The sequence below is a fragment of the Aminobacter anthyllidis genome, assembly GCF_018555685.1.
GTDB lineage: Bacteria > Pseudomonadota > Alphaproteobacteria > Rhizobiales > Rhizobiaceae > Aminobacter > Aminobacter anthyllidis.
In genome coordinates this window covers 754402-774174 of sequence record NZ_JAFLWW010000002.1, presented here as the reverse complement: position 1 = coordinate 774174, position 19773 = coordinate 754402, and the positions used below count along the sequence as shown (strand labels likewise).

The 19773-nt window shown below is 60.8% G+C and carries 19 protein-coding genes and 1 tRNA gene; 12 read left to right on the top strand and 8 right to left on the bottom strand.

What is annotated here, in order from left to right; all coding sequences use genetic code 11:
* Positions 1-3 precede the first annotated feature (3 nt).
* The 4 genes from hisD to J1C56_RS08845 all read right to left on the bottom strand — a co-directional run bounded on the left by hisD (position 4) and on the right by J1C56_RS08845 (position 3503).
* Entirely contained in the window at positions 4-1296 is a 1293-nt protein-coding gene (gene hisD, locus J1C56_RS08860; RefSeq protein WP_214387980.1) for a histidinol dehydrogenase, read from the bottom strand.
* 13 nt (positions 1297-1309) lie between these two features.
* Positions 1310-1744 (bottom strand): DUF2948 family protein, encoded by a 435-nt coding sequence (locus tag J1C56_RS08855; protein ID WP_214387978.1) that lies wholly within the window; start codon positions 1742-1744, stop codon positions 1310-1312.
* Between the two features lie 149 nt (positions 1745-1893).
* Positions 1894-3183, bottom strand: a complete 1290-nt coding sequence (gene murA / locus J1C56_RS08850; protein ID WP_192568851.1) for a UDP-N-acetylglucosamine 1-carboxyvinyltransferase — start codon at positions 3181-3183, stop codon at positions 1894-1896.
* 131 nt (positions 3184-3314) lie between these two features.
* On the bottom strand, positions 3315-3503 hold the full coding sequence (locus tag J1C56_RS08845; RefSeq protein ID WP_214387976.1) for a hypothetical protein: 189 nt from the start codon (positions 3501-3503) through the stop codon (positions 3315-3317).
* A gap of 158 nt (positions 3504-3661) precedes the next feature.
* Here J1C56_RS08845 and J1C56_RS08840 point away from each other — a divergent pair.
* Together J1C56_RS08840 and J1C56_RS08835 are read left to right on the top strand one after the other, a co-directional pair.
* Positions 3662-3736, top strand: a tRNA-Thr gene (locus J1C56_RS08840).
* Between the two features lie 79 nt (positions 3737-3815).
* On the top strand, positions 3816-5507 hold the full coding sequence (locus J1C56_RS08835) for a DUF6538 domain-containing protein (protein WP_214387974.1): 1692 nt from the start codon (positions 3816-3818) through the stop codon (positions 5505-5507).
* An 81-nt stretch (positions 5508-5588) separates the two neighbouring features.
* Here the strand turns inward: J1C56_RS08835 and J1C56_RS08830 are convergent, their stop codons facing one another.
* Complete coding sequence (locus J1C56_RS08830; RefSeq protein ID WP_214387972.1) at positions 5589-6086, bottom strand: hypothetical protein; 498 nt, start codon at positions 6084-6086, stop codon at positions 5589-5591.
* Between the two features lie 66 nt (positions 6087-6152).
* Complete coding sequence (locus tag J1C56_RS08825) at positions 6153-6770, bottom strand: hypothetical protein (RefSeq protein WP_214387970.1); 618 nt, start codon at positions 6768-6770, stop codon at positions 6153-6155.
* Positions 6771-7372: 602 nt separating this feature from the next.
* Between J1C56_RS08825 and J1C56_RS08820 the strand changes: the two genes are divergently transcribed.
* The 7 genes from J1C56_RS08820 (at position 7373) to J1C56_RS08790 (ending at position 13650) form a co-directional block, all read left to right on the top strand.
* On the top strand, positions 7373-7573 hold the full coding sequence (locus J1C56_RS08820; protein WP_246591227.1) for a hypothetical protein: 201 nt from the start codon (positions 7373-7375) through the stop codon (positions 7571-7573).
* A 30-nt stretch (positions 7574-7603) separates the two neighbouring features.
* Entirely contained in the window at positions 7604-9265 is a 1662-nt protein-coding gene (locus J1C56_RS08815) for an ATP-dependent nuclease (RefSeq protein WP_214387968.1), read from the top strand.
* Positions 9266-9895: 630 nt separating this feature from the next.
* The gene (locus J1C56_RS08810) at positions 9896-10459 is read left to right on the top strand and encodes a recombinase family protein (RefSeq protein WP_214387966.1); all 564 of its coding nucleotides are present in this window, start codon (positions 9896-9898) and stop codon (positions 10457-10459) included.
* Between the two features lie 451 nt (positions 10460-10910).
* Positions 10911-11546, top strand: coding sequence for a hypothetical protein (locus J1C56_RS08805; protein ID WP_214387964.1), 636 nt, complete (start codon positions 10911-10913; stop codon positions 11544-11546).
* A gap of 102 nt (positions 11547-11648) precedes the next feature.
* Positions 11649-12074: a hypothetical protein gene (locus tag J1C56_RS08800; RefSeq protein WP_214387962.1), complete on the top strand. Its 426-nt coding sequence runs from the start codon at positions 11649-11651 to the stop codon at positions 12072-12074.
* Positions 12071-12658 carry a hypothetical protein gene (locus J1C56_RS08795; RefSeq protein ID WP_214387960.1) on the top strand — a complete coding sequence of 196 codons (588 nt, stop codon included), beginning with the start codon at positions 12071-12073 and terminating at the stop codon, positions 12656-12658. The genes J1C56_RS08800 and J1C56_RS08795 overlap by 4 nt, the downstream gene beginning before the upstream one ends.
* Positions 12659-13107: 449 nt before the next feature.
* On the top strand, positions 13108-13650 hold the full coding sequence (locus J1C56_RS08790) for a hypothetical protein (RefSeq protein WP_214387958.1): 543 nt from the start codon (positions 13108-13110) through the stop codon (positions 13648-13650).
* A gap of 460 nt (positions 13651-14110) precedes the next feature.
* Here J1C56_RS08790 and J1C56_RS08785 read toward each other — a convergent pair whose 3' ends face one another.
* Positions 14111-15088, bottom strand: coding sequence for a DUF535 family protein (locus J1C56_RS08785; RefSeq protein ID WP_214387955.1), 978 nt, complete (start codon positions 15086-15088; stop codon positions 14111-14113).
* 229 nt (positions 15089-15317) lie between these two features.
* The gene (locus tag J1C56_RS08780) at positions 15318-16868 is read right to left on the bottom strand and encodes a phospholipase D family protein (protein WP_214387953.1); all 1551 of its coding nucleotides are present in this window, start codon (positions 16866-16868) and stop codon (positions 15318-15320) included.
* Between the two features lie 249 nt (positions 16869-17117).
* Here J1C56_RS08780 and J1C56_RS08775 point away from each other — a divergent pair, with 249 nt between their 5' ends.
* From J1C56_RS08775 to J1C56_RS08765, 3 genes are all read left to right on the top strand, one after another.
* Positions 17118-17876 carry an endonuclease/exonuclease/phosphatase family protein gene (locus J1C56_RS08775; protein ID WP_214387951.1) on the top strand — a complete coding sequence of 253 codons (759 nt, stop codon included), beginning with the start codon at positions 17118-17120 and terminating at the stop codon, positions 17874-17876.
* 227 nt (positions 17877-18103) lie between these two features.
* Complete coding sequence (locus J1C56_RS08770; RefSeq protein ID WP_214387949.1) at positions 18104-18961, top strand: CoA transferase subunit A; 858 nt, start codon at positions 18104-18106, stop codon at positions 18959-18961.
* Positions 18958-19767 (top strand): CoA-transferase subunit beta, encoded by an 810-nt coding sequence (locus J1C56_RS08765; protein ID WP_214387947.1) that lies wholly within the window; start codon positions 18958-18960, stop codon positions 19765-19767. The genes J1C56_RS08770 and J1C56_RS08765 overlap by 4 nt, the downstream gene beginning before the upstream one ends.
* The last annotated feature ends 6 nt before the right edge of the window (positions 19768-19773 follow it).

The following is a 19773-nucleotide window of genomic DNA, read 5'->3' as shown; positions in this document are numbered from 1 at the left end:
CGCCTACATGTTCAATCTGATGGCGACCGAGCGCGCATGCGCATCGAGACCTTCGGCCTTGGCCAGTGCGATGGCCGCGGGCGCCAGCGCCCTGAGCTGATCGGGGCCGAGCTTGAGGATCGAACTGCGCTTGACGAAGTCGAGCACCGTCAGGCCTGAGGAAAAGCGCGCCGAACGTGCCGTCGGCAGCACGTGGTTGGAGCCGCCGACATAGTCGCCGATGACTTCGGGCGTATGCTTGCCGACGAAGATCGCTCCGGCGTTGCGTACCTTCGACAGCATGGCTTCCGGATCGGCGACGGCGAGCTCGAGATGCTCTGCGGCGATGCGGTTGACCAACGGCATGGCCGCATCGAAGTCGTCGACCAGGATGACGGCGCCAAAGTCGCGCCAGCTGGCTGCGGCTGTCTCGGCGCGCGGCAGCAGCTTGATCTGGCGTTCGACGGCCTCTTCCACCGATTTGCCGAAAGCGGCGTCGTTGGTGAGCAGGATCGATTGCGCCGACACGTCATGCTCGGCCTGGGCAAGCAGGTCGGCGGCGAGCCAGTCGGGGTCGTTGTCGGCGTCGGCGACAACGAGCACTTCCGAAGGGCCAGCAATCATGTCGATGCCGACGGTGCCGAACACCTGGCGCTTGGCGGCCGCGACATAGGCGTTGCCGGGGCCGACGATTTTTGCGACGGGGCGGATGGTTTCGGTGCCATAGGCAAGGGCAGCGACAGCCTGGGCGCCGCCGACGCGGTAGATTTCAGACACGCCGGCAAGATCGGCCGCGACCAGCACCAAAGGATTGATGATGCCGCCGGTCGCGGGCACGACGATGACGATGCGCTCGACGCCGGCAACCTGGGCCGGCACGGCATTCATCAGCACCGAGCTTGGGTAGCTCGCCGTGCCGCCGGGGACGTAAAGACCGACGGCTTCGACAGCGGTCCAGCGCGAGCCGAGCTCGACGCCGATCGGGTCGATGTAGCGGTCGTCCTTGGGCATCTGGCGGGCATGGTGCGAGCGGATACGGTCACGCGCGAAACGCAGCGCCTCGATCGTCTCCGGATCGGCGTCCTTGTAGGCCTGGTCGATGTCGGCGCGGCTCACCGCGATGCCGAGCTTGCTGAGGTCGGCACGGTCGAATTTCTGGGTGTAGTCGACAAGTGCTGCGTCGCCGCGGCTGCGAACGTCGTCGATGATGGCGCGCACCGTCGCGTCGACGTCGGGCGAAATCTCGCGCTTGGTGGTCAGGAAGGCGGCGAAGCGCTTCTCGAAGTCTGCGTCTGATTGGCGAAGCGTGATGGCCATTGTCTAGAAATGCTCAGGTATTGTGGATGGGGCGGGAAGAGGCCTGCCAGGCAGCGCCGGTGTCGGTCAGCCGGGCCTCGATGACCTCGACATCGAGGCGGATGGCGGCGTCGCCGGAAAACAACAGCTCGATCGTGCCGGTCGGGCCTTCTTCCTGCGCGAAGCCGATCGCCAGAAGCTCCAGCACGTCGTCGGTCTTGGCGCGCGAAATGCCATGCAACTGGGCCGACAGCACACGATCAAAATGCAGGATCGACCTGCGCCGCTCGTATTTCGGCCGGAAGAAACCCTTCTTGGTTTCCCAGGCGAAGCGGTTCATCGCCAGCGCAAAACGCTTCGCCGGCGCATCAAAAGCGAGGTCGCCGACCTTGACCACCGCATCCTGCACATGCGCCGAAACGATCTCCAGGTCTTCTTCGTCGAGGGCGACTAGTTTGAGCAGGTTCATGTCCGGTCGGCTGCCTGTGCGGAAAGGTGATGCTTCCGGCTTTGTTAGGCGGTCTTGGTGCTAAAGGGAAGGCAGTAAGGGAGTAGGGCACTGGGGCAGTAGCGAAACCGACATACTGCCTTACTGCCCTATCCCCTTATTCTCCTAACTCAGCCGCTGATGCGCTCGATCACCGCGCCGCAGCGCGACAGCTTCTCTTCCAGGCGCTCGAAGCCGCGGTCGAGATGGTAGACGCGGTTGACCACCGTCTCGCCTTCGGCGGCGAGGCCGGCGATGACCAGCGACACCGAGGCGCGCAGGTCGGTCGCCATCACGGGCGCGCCCTTGAGCTTGGAAACGCCCTCGACGATCGCCGTCTGGCCCGACAGCGTGATGTGGGCGCCCAGCCGCGCGAGCTCCTGCACATGCATGAAGCGGTTTTCGAAGATCGTCTCGGTGATCTTCGACTTGCCCTTCGACATCGTCATCAGGCCCATGAACTGCGCCTGCAGGTCGGTGGGGAAGCCGGGGAAGGGCTCGGTGACGACATCGACCGGGGTGATGCCCGAGCCATTGCGCAGCACGCGGATGCCGGAATTGGTCTGGATGATCTCGGCGCCGGTCTGCGACAGCACGTCGAGCGCGCCCTGCAGCAGGTCGGCGCGCGCGCCTTCGAGCAGCACGTCGCCGCCGGTCATGGCGACAGCCATGGCGTAGGTGCCGGTCTCGATACGGTCGGGGATGACGCGGTGGCGCGCGCCCGACAGCGAATCGACGCCTTCGATGGTGATTGTCGAGGTGCCCTGGCCGGTAATCCTTGCGCCCATGGCGTTGAGGCATTCGGCGAGGTTGACGACCTCGGGTTCGCGGGCGGCGTTTTCCAGCACCGTCTCGCCGCGGGCAAGCGTTGCCGCCATCATCAGCACATGGGTGGCGCCGACCGAGATCTTGGGGAAGGTGTAGCGGTTGCCGGTGAGGCGGTTCTTGGCGGAGGCCAGGATGTAGCCGTTCTCGACCTCGATCTTGGCGCCCAGCGCCTGCAGGCCATCGATGAACAGGTCGACCGGCCGCGTGCCGATGGCGCAGCCGCCGGGCAGCGACACCTTGGCCTCGCCCATGCGGGCAAGCAGCGGGCCGATGACCCAGAAGCTGGCGCGCATCTTGGAGACGAGCTCGTAAGGAGCCGTGGTGTCGACGATGTTGCGCGCGGTAAACGAGATGGTGCGCGAATAGCCTTCGCCCTGGCGCTCGCGGCGGCCGGAGACGGAATAGTCGACGCCGTGATTGCCGAGAATGCGGATCAGCTGCTCGACGTCGGCCAGGTGCGGCACGTTTTCGAGCGTCAGCGTATCGTCGGTGAGCAGCGAGGCGATCATCAGGGGAAGGGCAGCGTTCTTCGCGCCCGAGATCGGGATGGTTCCGGTCAGCTCGTTGCCGCCGACAATTCTGATGCGATCCATTGGCCGTCGTTTCTCCGGGCGATCCCGGTTCTGGCGAGAAATTTTCTTGCCGCCCGTCTAGACCATCGCGCTTTCCGGTTCAAGAAAGGGCGGTTTTTGGGTCATTGGCGCCAAGCGCCCGCCGTTGCCGGTCAGGCTTTCTCGGGTTTCTCCGTCTCACCCTCTGATGCCGCCAGGCCTTCCGGCCTGGTATCTGCCTCGCCGGTGCGCCGCGAGCGCGCCTGCGCCTTGCGTTTCATCAGGTTGGCGCGCAGCTCGGCCGCGAGCCGCGCCTGACGCTGATCGGCACCGCTTGAGGGCGTTTTCTTAGTCGACGACATGTGGTGGTCCCCGCTTGTCGATCGTTCATAGCGGCTTGGCAACTGATATGGCCAGTATTGTGGCGTAAGCGGGCCTGTGGAAAATGATACACGATTTGAGGCAACTGATAACTTGCGCTCCCGGGAATCATGTGGCACAAGCCGCCCCGTTCACGGTTGCTGCCGTAGCTCAGTGGTAGAGCACTCCCTTGGTAAGGGAGAGGTCGAGAGTTCAATCCTCTCTGGCAGCACCATTCCATCTTATTGATGGGAAACAACATTCTGGTTTTGTTGGCTTTTTCGCCGCCCTGTTGGTACACAGAGGTGGTACACATGAGCTTGCGCATGCCCGGTCCTTGGAAACATCCCGATACGGGCATCTACTACCTTCGGCAGCGTCGACCGAAGGAATTTGCATCCACCCAGATTGAAGAACCTGTTGCGATTCCTGTCGCGGAGACGATTCGGTTCGTCAAAGTTGGTGCGATGGTGAAGGTGAGTCTTGCGACCAAGAATCGCGAGGAGGCGAAAGCCCGATACCGAGAGGCTGACGCTGCGTTGCAAGAGTTTTGGCAGCGATATAGGGCGTCGCCTCAACCTCTGACACAAAAGCAAATTCAGGCTTTGGCGGGTCTCCTTTATTACCAGCTCGTCGGCATGATGGACAGTGAGCCCGGGGAGGAGGGTATCTGGACCGCCGCCCTCAGGCTCAATCAAGGCAAGATGGAGCGAGGCGAGTTGGACGGGTGGTTCGGGCCATCAGTTGATGAGCTGTTCGCTAGGGAGGGCGTTCGCACCGACCCGCTTAGCCGCACCCGTGTTGTTCACGCGGCCTTCGGTGCTATCCAGCGGGCAGCTGAGGTGAATCAGAGGAAGGCTCAGGGGGACTATACACCGGACGAAGGTGCCAAGCGTTTCCCCGTTTGGGAGTCTTCAGGCGAGGTAGCCGCTCGGACAACAGCGTCGGCCTCTGCCGGTAAATTCGACCTGTTCGTTCTGCTGGATCATAAGTTCGATACTCAGTCCCTCGATGAGACTACACGGAAGGCCTATCGCGGTCGTCTCAAGAAGTTCGTCGAGTTGATCGGTCACAGTGATGCCCGTCGGGTGACCAAGGACGATGTCCGTCGATGGCGCGATAAGCTGATTGCGGAGGGACGTCCCCCTAAGACAATCAACGACAATTATCAGGCTGCGCTAAGCTCTGTTCTAAGCCACGCTGTGGATGAGTTCAGCTTGGCGGACAACGTAGCCAAAGGTGTTCGCGACAAGCGTAGCGGCCCTGAGCCGAGAGGGCCCAAGGGCTACGATGCCGACCAAGCGAAGACAATCCTTGCTGCGACCTTCAAGGGGACTGCCAAGGCAATCTCCGCGCCGCACCGACGCGCCATCTTCTGGGTGCCGTGGATGCTCGCTTATACCGGATTGAGGGTCACCGAAGTCACGCAGCTTCGCGGCGTTGATGTGAGGGCTGAAGGTGATACGCCCTTCCTGTTCATCACGCCCGCAGCTGGATCGACCAAGAGCAAGAAGGCGTGGACTATGGCAGTTCATCCCCATCTGGTCGAACTGGGTCTCATCGACATGTTCAAGGCGATTGGTGACGGCCCGGCCTTCTATGTGCCCTATCCGGCGGAAGCCGACTTGTCGGCGAATGCCGCATCAATGCGGGCTCGGGCTCAGGAGGCCGGGAACCGCGTAGCCGAGTGGATAACGGACGAATTGGGAATACCTGCGCCGCTCGACCGCCCTAACCGCGCGTGGCGTCATCTCTTCACGTCCCTGTCGCGCGTACACGGCCTGGACACGCAGGCTCGCAACTACATGATGGGTAGCAACCCTAAGGACGCGCGTGAAGGCTATGGTGAATGGCCAGCAGCCACCCTGCTGCGTGAGATTAAGAAGCTGCCCCGGTTTGAGGTTGAGGAGGGCATCTACCGCCCCTCGACGGAACGGGTCGAGCCCCAGCCAATTCGGGGAAGGTCAGCCAAGAGGAAGGTCCCGAAGCGTCACCGGGGGCGTTAAACGGCTTGTCCTAGACTCAACGTTACCGGAGAATTCGAAGGGACTTGCGCTTAATCTGGTCCAGTTGGGGGAGTGCCTATCTTACTCTTTCCTGCCGAAAGGCTTTACCTCCTGCTCTTTGTCGGCTTCGATCACTGTGTACGTAACGCCGCTTTTGGATACAGGGGCAGCACCGGCAAGTTCCTCATAGAGATAAGTCGCGAACATCGAACCGGCTCCCAGTACTGCCCACAGAGGCACTCCGACGCCCATGCCGAGCGCTGCGATCCCGGCGCTCTGTCCGCCAAATATCGCTGCTCCCATTGCGGCCCCGCCGAGTCCGAGGCGCTGAGCTGTGGTCCTGTTGTCCCATCCGAGGCTCTTTGCTCGGTGCAGGGCACTATTGAGCAGGGGGCCCACTACCTTTCCTTGCATTGTCGCGGCAACGGCTTGCGCGGCCTTCGTACGCGACGGCAAGCCCGACTTCCGGATTTCAAGTAGTTTCAACGCCCAATCCCGGAGCGCGTCGGTTTGCTCGGGAGTTGCACACTTCACAATCTGGATGGCGATCCGCCGCTCTCGGTCTGTCTTCTCGTTCATAAGCGCTCTGTTCCAAATTGGGCGTGAAAGGAGCCCTCGGCGACGAATGCCTGAAGGCCGGCGATTTCAAATGTGCTGGAAAACTTGATTAGGCTGGTGACCATCCAAGGGATGAGCCGTGGTAACATTTATCCCTATAATTTCACCGCGATTTCCCTGCGCTGCGTAGCCTTGAAACCGATAGAGGTCTCTGTGTGCTAAGATAACTCCGCCGAGATTGAAAATCGGAACAAGCACGCCACGACCGTTTTCTAGCCGTGCATACCATTCGCCGTCTACCTGCAGAGCAGTTCCGATAAGCCCGTCCGCCATAAGCCGGTGGTGTTGTTGCTCGTCCAACATCATCAGTTGCGTGGCCTGGGCCGCTTGTTCAAAAGCTTCTCTGGGCGGGGGCGATAGACGTTCGACTAGTTGCGCCGCAATTTCTGAAGTAATATTGAAAGTAGGATTGCCATGGATCACAAGGTTAATCTGTTGAGCGCGACCCTTTGCAACGGGGTTTGCTATGCTGGCAACTAGTTTTTGATCGGCTTTGGTGCCGATTGGCATTCCAAAGATGCCGAGGGCGGATTGAGCAACGTCGACGATGTGGCTCGCAAATGGTGCAAGATATATCCCCGCTTCCAATAGCTTGTGGGCGCTGCCGATTGCATCAAGGACAATCTCAATACTGCCATGCCTCACGTCCCGGACACCGAGTACACCGTGAAGTTGCCCCCCCGCTCTCGCGGCGCACAAATCGGGCAAATGCTTTGTCTAGGCCCTGCAGCATCGCAGCGATATCAGCGGCAGGAACTGCGCCTGAATGCTCAATAACAATCTTGAAGTCTTCTGGTTTATCTATCCAATTTGCCATATCGCCCCGTCCCCAAATCTTCCTGAGGTTTGATCTATCAGAAACATCCTGACGTAGCACCTGGACAGGTATGCCTTTTGCAAAATCGGATCAGACGCGGGTTCAAGTGTCCTTGAGGGAGGCTGTTCCTATCCCTTGACCCGCCATAAGGTCCGCATGATCGGAGCCCTGCCGCCCTTGCGAGCGGGCGATAGGCCATGATGCATGGAGCCTGTCCCAGTCCACTTCGAAGGGTAGCCCCTTGGCGGGCCGAAAGTCTCATCCCGGCCCGGCCATAGGCTTCCGCACCGCACTTGCATTCGACACGTAACAGCATGCCGTGGCGAGCGGCTTGCCCTATGGTCCGCATGATCTGGGTTACAAAATAGGAACATATGCCTTGCGGGGTCAACTCGGATCGTGGCATTCTGAGGTGATGGAGGGCCTTCGGATGACCGACCCAAAGACGCCTGAAGACGAGCTTGAGGCCAGCGTTGATGCAGCCATAGTGGCCTGTGACGATGATTTGCGGGCGACCATAAGGGTGCTCATGGTGGCCAATGCCTACTTGGAAGACGAGCTTGCTCTAGCGATCCCTGCGGTAAGCTATGGTTACAGCAAGGGGTGGCATGCGAGGAGGCGGGTGTTGTAGCTTGGTGTGGGGTCATCTGAGGGGGCGGCGTTGTTTGCAAGTATCGACTTTAGATTTGGCTCGCACCCGGCTGGAGAAGCACTTAGTGTTCCGCTCCGTCCTTCGGTGACGATCTTTGTAGGCCCAAACAATTCCGGCAAAAGCCAAACGCTCCGCGAAATCAGCCGGTACTGTGTCGAGGGGCAGTTAAACGGCTCTCGAATTGTTGAAGCCCTGCCGTTCAACCCTTTGAGTGTGGACGACGCAGCGGCATATATTGAGCAGGTCCGTTCACCTTTGCGGATGAACGAGACAGTGCCTGCCGAGCATTTTCCTGCCAATCTGCCCAATGGTCGCACTCATCTAAACGAGGCAAGCCTATCGCACGTCTTGCGGACGCCTCACGATAACTCCGGGGCCTTTGCTCGATGGTACGCAGGCCAACATTTGCTCAATCTAGACGGGCAGGCGAGGACTTCGCTGGTCAATTCTCAGTCGCGCGGCGACCTGAAGGACCCCACGACACCGTTTGCTCGCCTTTTTACCAACGATGACAAACGAGGAAGGCTGCGAACGCTAATTCATGAGGCCACGGGCCTGTATCTTGTAATTGACCCAACTGTCGGGGCTGAGTTGCAGATTAGATATGCGCAGTCTCAGCCCACAAATGAGCGCTCGCTCGATCAAGAGAATGTCGAGTTCATGAGCAATGCGTTGGGCGTCGATGAAGTCAGTGACGGGGTCAAGGCGTATTCGGGGATACTTCTCCAGCTTCATGTTGGAAATCCGAAAGCAATTATCATTGACGAACCTGAGGCATTTCTACACCCAACTCTCGCGCAAACGCTTGGTGTAGAAATATCAAGAGGAGCCGTTACGGAGGGCAAATATATATTTGTGTCAACGCACAGTGCGAAATTCTTGATGGGAGCAATCTCATCGGGATCCGATGTAAATATTGTTAGATTGACATACTACGCAGGTGTTGGAACGGCAAGATTGCTAGATAGCGGAAGTATGAGGTCATTAATGAATGATCCGATGCTGCGATCTGCAGGCGTCATGGAGGGGCTGTTTTACGACTATGTTATAGTGGGCGAGGCTGATGCTGACCGCGCTTTCTACAGTGAGATCAATCAGCGGCTGGTAGATGAGCGGGACCCCCGGGGGATAAGAGGAGCCCTATTTTTAAATGCTAATGGCAAAGACACTGTCCCCCGAATTGTAGAGCCGCTTCGCAAGCTGGGTATTCCAGCCATTGGTGTCGTGGATTTGGATGTCCTGAAGGAGGGCGGCGCTTCCTGGACCCGCCAATTGGCTGCAGTCGGTATTCCGGCAGGAGAACGGGACGCATACGGAACACGTCGCGCTGCAGTGCTACGCTCATTGAATGCAGCAGCGAAAACGAACTTCAAAATCGAGGGTGGCCTAAATCTACTAGACGGCGAGGAAAGAGAGACTGCGCTCAATCTTTTGCGAGACCTTGCTGGCTACGGGCTGCTTATCGTCCCGTCTGGCGAGATTGAGAGTTGGCTGGCCGCGCTAGATGTCGCTCGTTCAAAGAACGGGTGGCTTAAGAGCATATTCGTGCGGATGGGCAGTGATCCCTCTTTGGCCGATTATGTGCGGCCTTCTGCCGGTGATGTCTGGGACTTTGTAGGGGAAATGAAGCGATGGTTGGCGAATGCCGGGCGGCGCGGCATCCCTTTGTGAAACAGAGAGTTCACGGGCATTTCGCTGGCCGCTGGCCGAAGGTGGCCTGATGGGCCCTCTTAGCGGTGCTTAAGGGTGCCCCTACGCTTTGCATCTTGGTAGTTCAGTAGATCGACCAGTTCGTCCGCGTCCTGAGCGTCAAGCCGGATGGCGTGCCCCCCGTTGACCTCAGCCGCCCACCCAGTGAACACGTCGAACACTGTCCAGGTCCCGTCGAGTTCCTTCCGAAGGTCGTACCTCTGGTTGGCCATCAGGTCAGCTTAAGGCGACGGGGAATGTTTTGGTACAAATTTCCGAGCGCCCGGATCAGATAAGCGGCAGCGCGTGAGGCCCCCGTACCCCCTCGGTTTCCCCACAATCATCCCTCGGACTTTGTAGAAGGCATCGCTTCACCCGGCGACAGCGTCACCAGCAGCGTTGAGCGAGTGGCTGCTGGTTGCCTCCATGATTGCAAGCACGGTGCCGGGCGGTCGATTCGCCGGGTGTGCGTCTCTGCCAATAGGGCAAGGGCCTGTGTCGGGGTGATGAGGCGGGCCGGAAGCTGCCATAAAACATGACACTAGGGTTGACTTATATATTTTGGCAGGATAGCCCTTTGGCATAGACCCTAATGGCAGGACGGACCGACCCATGAAGTACGGATACGCTCGCACCTCGACATCGGACCAGACGGCTGGATTGGCTGCTCAAGTCGCCACGTTGGAAGCGGCGGGGTGCGAGGAGATCGTTCAGGAACATGCCTCAGCTGTCGGGGAGCGGGAAGCGTTCGACATCCTCATGCTGCACAAGCTGCGCCGGGGTGACACGCTCGTCGTGACTAAGATGGACCGTCTGGCCCGTAGCATCGGCAAACTGCTAACCATCGTCGAGACACTTGAGGCGAAAGGTGTGGCGCTCACGATCCTCGACTTCAACAAGGGCGAGAGCGTCAACACCGGGACCCCATCCGGCAAGCTGATGCTGACCATGTTCGGGGCCTTCGCTGAATTCGAGCGGTCCAACATGCTGGAGCGGCAACGGGTCGGCATCGACAAGGCGAAGGGCGAGGGGAAGTACACCGGCAGGAAACCGACAGCGATGAACCAGCGGGAGAGGATCGTGGCCATGGATGCTGAGGGGATGACCCGCACCGCGATTGCTGAGAAGCTCGGGATCAGCGAGCGCAGCGTCTACCGAGCCTTGGGGAGCACCTGACGGGCTCTGTGGAGCCGAATAGGATGCACAGTGGCACTACGAAGCCGAACTGGGACAACAGTGGAACTACGAAGGCGAATAGGGTCCACACTGGCACTGTGAAGGCGAGACTGTAGCTTCGACCAATAGGGACACCACTGGCACTACGAAGCGCAAATCAACGACCCTCGGCAGGAATAGGTACTGCACTAGCATCTATCCTTCCGAATTGGGGCCCCACTAGCTCTCTCCTTCCGTTGCCCCCTTATCCCAGCCCCTGAATGGGACCATAAATGTGCGAGCCGCTTGTCTGCTCGTCGGCCTCTTTCGCGGCGACACCCAAGACCCCCGAAACACGCTCCCCACCACCACTATCACCGACCCCAAAGGCGAACCGCAAGGTCTGCCTGCGGGGCCATTTTGTCGAAGCGACAGGCGCACATTGCGGCCCTCTCACAGCCAATGGAGAAGAATGGAATACACGACAGAAGTTCTCGACCGCGCCGCCGGCGACCTCATGACCGCTTCGCTTGGAAACTATGTGACTGTGACCGAGTACGGAGCGACCAAGGGCGTCGGACCACGCCAGACCAGAGCAATCTTGTCTCACCTCGGGCTCCTCCACGAGGAACTTGAAGCGTCCAAATCAGGTCGATCTAGGGTTGCCCGTCGACGGATCACGTTGGATGCCGTCAAGGCCGGACTTGGGAAGCGGCTCTATCCAGGGAAGCCCGGTAGCTATCCGTTTGATGTCCTATCCCCTGAGGGGCAGGCTTGGGTCGACCAGCGTTGGGATGAGGCGGCCAAATCGATCAAGGCCAAGATCGTCGCCAACCCGATGTCGATGCAGGCGAAGGCCGACCTGGACAGGTTTAAGGCCTCACGTGGGTCTGAGGTGTCCACCCAGATGGAAGTTTGCTTTCTGTGCGACCATTTCCCCGACCTTCCTCAGGTCGACATCTGCCGGATCACCGGAGCGTCTCCCCGAATGGTTTCGCTCTACGTCAACACCCGAGCCGACCAGATCAGGGCATGGAAGGCTTGGAGGGCAAAGCCATTGCCTATGACGAATGCATCGGCTTTCGGCCAGACCTCATCAACACCCTAGAGTGCCCCTGACAGGAGAAGCCCGTCGACGGTCTTCCTTCGTGGTCTTCAACCCTAAGAGGCCCCCTCGGGCCAACAACAGGTTCGCCTTTCGGCTTTCACCATGATCGTCATCCGACTGGATACTTACATAACACAAGGAGTTACATCGCTGAAAATGACACTTGATGAGAAGGCCCTCGCCACAATCCGAGCGCACGGCTACGAGCCACATGATGCCCTTGCCGAGGATGTCGTGAGGGCGGTCCTAGCGCCATACCTTGACCAGAACCCGGACGGTAGCTCCATCATCGAACACCGGCATACATACAAATGGGAGGGGATGGTGAGCGAGACGGGCCTCTGCGTCCTCCGCCCGACCGCCTACCAGATCATGCAGAACGCCACCGACCCGAAGACCTTAACCGACCGCGACGTCGTGTTCCTTGTCATGACCTGCGACTACGGCGAGATGTACACCAAAGCCGATTGGGATGGCATGGTCGCCCAGCAGATTGAACGATCCCAGAAGGGACGCCGCAGGGCATGACTGACGACCGACTAACTGACTGGGCGCTCATCCTTCACGAGCGGCAATCCCCCCAGGACGACCCAAACCACCACGACGATGAAAGCGACAGTGTTGTCGACTGTGATGGCAGCAAGGCCAAGCAGCGTCAGCACAAGACGGCGCTTAGGTCGGGGCAGGGCGACCGCACCGACTGGAAGCAGCACCTCTATGGCTTGCCGGGGCAGCGCCTGATCCCAGACGCCCTACTCTCCATTCGAACGAAACAGGCCCGCACTGCATCCCTCAAGGCGGCAGCGCTGCGACGAACCAAACGTCGCGATGACAGCGGCATACCTATCCACTACAGCCGGTTAGCATGGAGGCGTTTGCCACAAGCTAAGCGGGATCAGTTCAACCAAAGCCGGAAGGCCTTGGCGTGGATCGGTCCGCGCTGGGACGTAGACCGCGACTTCAGCTGGTATCACACGGGCGATGATGGCGGTGAACATCTCGACCAACTATTCCGCTTCGGGGCGGCTCAGGCCCAGCCCAAGCAGTCGTTTCAGGACCACTGCAAGCAGGCCCACGGACAGCGGCCCGCCGGCTGGTACGTCACGAAATGAAGTCGACCTGAGCGTCCGTTAAGAACCACCACAACACCCGGCGTGGAGGGCGTGGGGCGCATGTAGGCCCACCGTGGGTATCAATCCTGCGGAAATCCTCGGCGCGTCTCCTGCATCAGAATACCGGGTGCCCCATCACCATCACCTCGAAAGGGCCAATGATACGATCATACACTGCCGTCTCCACTATCGGAGGCGAGGAAGTCAGCATGACCACAAAGCGGATTGACCCCGTGCCGCCGCTTTGCCGTACCCTCATCACCCGGGGAGCCAATCCTCAGGCGCTGGCAACGGTCACGCGCGATGGAATGCCCATCTGGCGAAAGGATCGCCCTCTAGCTTCGTGGGCCGGGATCGACATCACCGAGGAAGATCGGGCCGGGCTACGGACACGGCTGCACCGGCAAGGATTATGCCTTTCTGATTGAAAATCGAGCCGGAGGAGGCAAATGATGCAGGCATTTGACGGGGAGGAGGACGCCGTGGAATTGAACAATGCCCAGACAGGCCCTATTGGCGAAGGTGAGTTTGTAAGCCTCAACATCCGTGCAGTTATTCCGTGGGAGATGCGATTGGCTTGTAGCAGCCACGACGTCAGGAAGACCCTGCAGCTCAAGACAATCCAAAATTACGGAAGTATTTATGGTGGCAAGCGAGATCTTCGTCTCGGTCTTAATACGCAGGTGCGCGTATTCCTAAATCGCATTTACCCAAGATCAGACTACCGACGAGAGCACGAGCTATCAAGCGGATGGAATAAAGATGGTTTCTCTTTTGAGATAATCCTGAACGAGTACGATGACGCGGTATTTGGTGAGCTTCGGTCAGCACCGGGAAAAGTCGTTGAGATCGACATTTCCACACAAGGCTGGAAAGCAAATGTGCTGGGCACCAAATCTCTGTACGTCGAGGGGTACGTCATGAACTTTGCTGATCCTGAACCGGAGCCCAAACCGGAGCCCAAGCCGAAGCGTAGGTGGCCCTTTAGTTAGACACTTATGGGACTGCGAACCCTTAATGTCTCAATTCAGGCCCCCGGCTAGTAACCGGGGGTCTGTTCTTTTGGCCAGACGCAATCGTCTCCGAAATGGGGCTGCGACACCTGAAGTGGTTGCACGTTGACATCGGGCACAAGCGCTACACGATCCGAACTGGAGAGGTTGAGCGTATCACAGAGGAGGATCGGCAAGCGTGGTATCGCGCCCGCTAGCAGGGCGAAGTTGCTTGGCGGCAGGCCCTTGAACGGAAGACACTTGGCTGGTACACCGGCATAAATGGGCTTTGGGAAAAAGCCAATGAAAACAGAATGTTGAGAAGTCGCCAGCCGAGTTCAATCCTCTCTGGCAGCACCATTCTCCTCCAAGAAAAACTTCGGACTTACGTGTGCGCAAGCGTTTGCGCGCCGCAGCCCTTACGACCGCAGCGCACTTAAGATCGCAGGTTTGAGTCGGGCTACGCCTTGGTCAGCGGCGATCTTGCCAGTGCTCTCAGGCTCGACAGCCGGCAAAACCTGCTGCCGATATCCCAGAACGCGCGCTTGCTCTGTTCGCGCCGGTTGGTGCTGTCGACCTGCGGCGCCAGCGGCGCTGGCAGCCGAAAGCCGAACGGTTCGGCCGCCACCCCGCCACGTTCGGTCCAGTAGCCGTCGAGGTCGGCCTGCATCAGCTTCCTTCGCTTGCGGCGGCGCTGGTTGATGACATGGGTGGCGTTGGACACCGCCAAAATATCAGGGGCGGACACCAGCCCGTGCAGGGCGAGCAGCATGGCGTCCTTGGGGCGCAGGCCACCGAGGCAGCGCGTGGCTGATATGACAGAGCGCTTCGCCTCCGGCCCTTTCGGCCCTTGCATGCCGCCGACCGCCAGGCTTGGCGTGCCGTCTTCGAGACGGACAAAGACGAAGCTGGCCGTCCACAATGTGTAGTCGTCGCTCGCCCGCGACAGCTTGATGGCGAAGACGCCTTCGTGGCGGCAGCCGCAGTCGTCGGCCAGCAGCATCTGCATGTTGTAGGTTTCGTGGCGGCCACTGACGGTGCCCATGTCGAGGCGTTCGCCGCGCCAAAGGGTTGCGAGATCGTCTTGCCGCAGCAGTTCCGCCGCGATCCGGAAGTGCTCGGTCATCAGTTCGAGGCGAGCGGGGCTCGGGATTCCCGTGATGAAAAAGACGTCCAGCGACTTGCGCAGCAGGTCGTCATGCGGCCGCCCGAGCGCTTGGCTTCGGCCAAAATCTTCAATGAAACTGATCCAGCCGAATGTGCTGACCGGGCGGCAGGCGAATCGCAGGCAGAACACCGCCGAGCGCTTGAGCGAGATGCGAGCGCCGAGGCTGAGCATCTGGAGGAAAACCGATTGACGCCTTGCTGCGCGCACCGGCGATGACTGGATGGGCAGCGCGCCGCGCTGGTCCAGTTCCGGTTTCCATTCATGTCGCACGGGGGCGCTCCTTCAGACTGATTCTGCCGGTTCCGTGAAATCCCGGAGCCGGCGGAGCGATCTAAAGAGCGCGTCGCATTGCGCCTGCATTGCATGATCGGTACGCAGCGGCGCGGAGTCGAATTACTTTCGCCGCGCCGCTGAAAACTGGCGATTTGTGGATGATCCGGCGGATTTGCGGGAGAAACCGCTACGAATTGCTGTCCGCATACGGCTCCGCGCGTCGAGGCTACAGCTGTGATTCGATCGGCAGGTAGCTGATGATCTTGGCCAATAGCCTCCGCCGCAGGCTGGCCTGCGGTTCGTGCTTGAGCTCGCGCGGACCATTGGCGGCGCTGTCGGTCCAGGTCAGTCTGCCGCCATGCAACGAAAGCCTGAAGGCGCTGCGCGGCGAGGTCTGCGCCGAGATCACTGCCTCGACCTCGCTCGCCAGTTCCGCCTGCCTGAACAGGACGCCCATCTCGGTGTTGAGCGCGGCCGAGCGCGGGTCGAAGTTGAACGAGCCGACGAAGCCGGCCTCACCGTCGGCGATGAACGCCTTGGTGTGCAGGCTCGCACCCTTCGAGCCGAACAGCGACATGTCGGTGCGATCCTCGTCCGGCTTCAATTCGTAGATGTCGATGCCATTTTCGAGCAGCGGCTTGCGGTAGCGGACATAGGCGCCGTGGACCGCGGCGACGTCGGTGGCGGCCAGCGAGTTGGTCAGCACCGTCACCTCTACCCCGCTCCTGGCCAGCGCCGTCAGCTCGCGGGTGCCGTTCTCGCCGGGAATGAAGTAGGGCGAGACAATGCGCAGTTCCCGCTTGGCCGAAGTGAGGATCGGCCTGATCGCTTTCATCAGCCAGGTGTCCTGGCCGGCACCCGATGCCTTTTCCGGCGGGTCGGAGGCGACGGTCGCCTCGCTGGTCCAGCGCAGCTTGCCCATGCCGGAAGACGACCATTCCCGGCTCTCCTCGGCGACGCGGTGAATATAGGGTTCCGCCAGGCCTGTCGTTGCCGTGCGTTCGAGGCGCGTGCGCAGCGCCGGCAGGTCGCCCCTGGCCATGCCGGTGACATGGCGGATCGGCAGCACCGCCTCGCTGTTCCAGAAGCGGTCGAAGATGGCTTCGGTCTGGCCGACCACGGGGCCGACGAGCAAAAGGTCCATGTCGCGGAAGTTGGCGTCCTCCGAGGCGTCGAAATAGGCGTCGCCGACGTTGCGCCCGCCGACGATGGCCAGGCGGCCATCGGCGACCCACGCCTTGTTGTGCATGCGCCGTGTGGTGCGCACCGCGCGCAGCACCAGCTCCAGGCCGCGTTGCAGGCCGAAGGCGCGCGCCCAGCTCGGATTGAACAGGCGCACTTCGATGTTGGGATGACTGTCGAGGGCGAGGTAGTTGGGGTCGTAGCCCTTGGCGTTGATGTCGTCGAGGATCAGCCGCACGCGCACGCCACGGTCGGCGGCGGCAAGGATCTCGCGGGCGAGCAGGCTGCCGGTCAGGTCGTCCTTCCAGTAGTAGTATTGCAGGTCGAGGCTGCGCTGTGCGTGGCGCGCGGTGTAGGCGCGGATGGCGAAGGCGTGCAGGTTGGATGAAAGCAGCGCCAGCCCGCTGTGGTCGAGATGATTGGCCAGGAGCGGGGCCACCAGCCGGTCGAACTGGGTTTCGCCTTCCGCGGTCGGCAACGCGCTGGAGGGCATCCCCTGCGCCCGCTTGGCGAAGCGGCCATAGGCATAGACCGCCAGCAGCGAGGCGATGACCAGAATCCCGACGATCGCGACGGCGATTGCGATGAGTTTCATGCGGCGGGCGGCCAGTCGACTTTGGAGGGAACCATATCCCCACGGTAGCATTTCGGTGGAAGGCTATCGTGACGCATGTGGTAAACCTCGAATAGCTCGACCATATAGGTTACTGTTGGCGAAACGCCTGTCGCAACTGAACACGAATTTCCCAGAGATTCCAGACGAGTGATGGCTAGCAGACCAGGCTTTGAGATTCCCGCGGAAGCAGGTGCCGCACACCGGTCGTCGACGTTGGAGCAGCGCGACATGTCGTCGATCGCAGCAGCCGGCGCACACAGCGAAATCGTCGTCGCCTCCTACAACGTCCACAAATGCGTTGGCCTCGACCGCCGTTTCGATCCGCAGCGCACGATGCAGGTCATCTCCGAGATCGGCGCGGACGTCATCGCGCTGCAGGAAGCCGACCAGCGCTTTGGCGATCGGGCAGGGCTGCTCGACCTCGAAGCGGTCGAGCGCGAGACCGGGCTCGTTCCGGTGCCGCTTGCCGGCCGGCGCAAGAGCCATGGCTGGCACGGCAATGTCGTGCTGTTTCGTAAAGGTTCGGTCACCTCGGCACGGCAGATCGTGCTGCCGGGGGCGGAGCCACGCGGCGCCGTGGTTGTCGATCTCGAGCTCGAAGCCGGGCCGCTCCGGATCATCGCCGCGCATTTCGGCCTGCTGCGCCATTCCCGCAAGCTGCAGGCCGGCACACTTTTGACCGCCGCCGAGCTGCACAGCGACAAGCCGACGGTTCTTGTCGGCGACCTCAACGAGTGGCGGCTGGGCAAGCGCTCGTCGCTGCGCAGCCTGGAACCGGCCTTCGGGCCGATGCATGCCATCGTTCCGAGTTTCCCCTCGCGGTTTCCGGTGCTGGCGCTAGACCGCGTCATGGCGAGGCCGCACAGCCTGCTCACCGAACTCGAGGCACATGACACGGCCCTGGCACGCATCGCTTCCGATCACCTGCCGATCAGGGCGGTCATTCGGTTGAACGCCAAGAGCAACGGTCTCGCCGAAGCCGCCTGATCATTGCGCCACGAAGAAATCGCTGATCCGTGCTGCCGGTCTCCGCGTGCGCCGAGCGATCGTTGCGTGGCAGCGAAAAGCCTCGCAGTCGGCCGTCCCTGATAACAGCGCAGGTACAGGCGGGCAAGACCTGCCATCGACGCCGATAATGCGTGGTCCGGACCCGCGCTGCATAATGTAAAACAGATACCCGCAACGCGAAGTTTCGACTTTACGGACGAAAAGCCATGGCCAAATTCCTCCCACTGTCGCAAGCGGTCGCCGACAATCTCAACGATGGCGACACCGTGGCCTTCGAAGGGTTCACGCATCTCATTCCCACTGCCGCCGCGCATGAGGCGATCCGCCAGGGCTTCAAGGACCTGACGCTGGTGCGCATGACGCCGGACCTGATCTACGACCAGATGATCGGCATGGGCATGGCGAAGAAGGCGATCTTCTCCTACGCCGGCAATCCGGGCGTCGGCCTGCTGCGCCGCCTGCGCGATGCGGTCGAGAACGGCTTTCCGCACGCGCTGGAGATCGAGGAACACAGCCACGCCGCCATGGCCAATGCCTATGAGGCGGGCGCGGCGGGACTGCCTTGCGCTATCTTTCGCGGTTATCGCGGCGCAGAACTCGCCAGGGTCAACCCGAACATCAGGTCGGTGACCTGCCCGTTCACCGGCGAGGTGCTGGCTGCCGTTCCCTCAGTTCGTCCCGATGTCACCTTCATCCATGCCCAGAAGGCCAACAGGAAGGGCGACGTGCTGGTCGAAGGCATCATCGGCATCCAGAAGGAAGCAGCCCTTGCCGCCAGGCGCGCCGTGGTCACGGTCGAGGAGGTGGTCGACAATTTCGACGACCTGCACCCCAACCTGACCGTGCTGCCGAACTGGTCGGTGACCGCGATTTCCGTGGTGCCGGGCGGAGCGCACCCGTCCTACGCGCATGGCTATTACGCCAGGGACAATGCGTCTTATCTCGAATGGGACGAGATCGCTGCCGACCGCGACCGCTTCCGCGAATGGATGCAGGAAAATGTCATCGAAAAGAGCGCCGACGATTTTGCGGCCCGCGTCGAACACCTGAGGAACGTCGCATGAGCGAGCTTGGCTTCACCCCCGATGAGATGATGACGATTGCCGCCTCGCGCGCCTTGAAGGGCGACGATGTCTGCTTCGTCGGCATCGGCGCGCCTTCGGCCGCCTGCAACGTGGCGCGGCTGACGCATGCGCCCGAGATCACGCTGATCTATGAATCGGGCACCATCGGCACGGCGCCCGACGTGCTGCCGCTTTCGATTGGCGACGGCGAACTGTGCGACACCGCCGTCACCACCGTCTCGGTGCCGGAGATGTTCCGCTACTGGCTGCAGGGCGGGCGCATCTCGATCGGCTTTCTCGGTGCTGCCCAGCTCGACAAGTTCGGCAACATCAACACCACAGTCATCGGCGACTATGCTCACCCCAAGACCCGCCTGCCGGGTGGCGGCGGCGCTCCGGAGATCGCGACGTCGTCCAGGGAAATCTACATCACCATGGCGCAGTCCAAGCGCGGCATGGTCGACAAGATCGACTTCTACACCTCTTTCGGCCATGGCGACGGCGGTGACCATCGCCAGCGCCTCGGCATCGATACCAAGGGCCCGACGCTGTTGGTCACCGACCTGGCGATCTGGAAGCCGGATCCTGACACCAAGGAATTCACCGTCGTTTCGCTGCATCCGGGTGTCACCCGCGACGTGGTCCAGGAGAGCTGCGGCTGGACCGTCAAGTTCGCCGACACGCTCGAGGAAACACCCGAGCCGACCGAACTGGAACTGAAGACGCTGCGTGACCTCAAGGCGCGCACCGATGCCGCCCACAAGGGCGAGGCCGTTGGCGCAAAGAGAGGATCGAAGGATGGCTGAGGCCTG

Excerpts from the sequence above, each read along its gene's own strand:
- J1C56_RS08775 (WP_214387951.1), top strand. The coding sequence starts at position 17,118 with ATGTCGTCGATCGCAGCAGCCGGCGCACACAGCGAAATCGTCGTCGCC.
- J1C56_RS08835 (WP_214387974.1), top strand. The coding sequence starts at position 3,816 with ATGAGCTTGCGCATGCCCGGTCCTTGGAAACATCCCGATACGGGCATC.
- J1C56_RS08855 (WP_214387978.1), bottom strand. The coding sequence starts at position 1,744 with ATGAACCTGCTCAAACTAGTCGCCCTCGACGAAGAAGACCTGGAGATC.
- J1C56_RS08800 (WP_214387962.1), top strand. The coding sequence starts at position 11,649 with ATGATCGTCATCCGACTGGATACTTACATAACACAAGGAGTTACATCG.
- J1C56_RS08820 (WP_246591227.1), top strand. The coding sequence starts at position 7,373 with ATGACCGACCCAAAGACGCCTGAAGACGAGCTTGAGGCCAGCGTTGAT.
- J1C56_RS08810 (WP_214387966.1), top strand. The coding sequence starts at position 9,896 with ATGAAGTACGGATACGCTCGCACCTCGACATCGGACCAGACGGCTGGA.
- murA (WP_192568851.1), bottom strand. The coding sequence starts at position 3,183 with ATGGATCGCATCAGAATTGTCGGCGGCAACGAGCTGACCGGAACCATC.
- J1C56_RS08790 (WP_214387958.1), top strand. The coding sequence starts at position 13,108 with ATGATGCAGGCATTTGACGGGGAGGAGGACGCCGTGGAATTGAACAAT.
- J1C56_RS08765 (WP_214387947.1), top strand. The coding sequence starts at position 18,958 with ATGAGCGAGCTTGGCTTCACCCCCGATGAGATGATGACGATTGCCGCC.
- J1C56_RS08780 (WP_214387953.1), bottom strand. The coding sequence starts at position 16,868 with ATGAAACTCATCGCAATCGCCGTCGCGATCGTCGGGATTCTGGTCATC.
- J1C56_RS08845 (WP_214387976.1), bottom strand. The coding sequence starts at position 3,503 with ATGTCGTCGACTAAGAAAACGCCCTCAAGCGGTGCCGATCAGCGTCAG.
- hisD (WP_214387980.1), bottom strand. The coding sequence starts at position 1,296 with ATGGCCATCACGCTTCGCCAATCAGACGCAGACTTCGAGAAGCGCTTC.
- J1C56_RS08795 (WP_214387960.1), top strand. The coding sequence starts at position 12,071 with ATGACTGACGACCGACTAACTGACTGGGCGCTCATCCTTCACGAGCGG.
- J1C56_RS08805 (WP_214387964.1), top strand. The coding sequence starts at position 10,911 with ATGGAATACACGACAGAAGTTCTCGACCGCGCCGCCGGCGACCTCATG.
- J1C56_RS08770 (WP_214387949.1), top strand. The coding sequence starts at position 18,104 with ATGGCCAAATTCCTCCCACTGTCGCAAGCGGTCGCCGACAATCTCAAC.
- J1C56_RS08830 (WP_214387972.1), bottom strand. The coding sequence starts at position 6,086 with ATGAACGAGAAGACAGACCGAGAGCGGCGGATCGCCATCCAGATTGTG.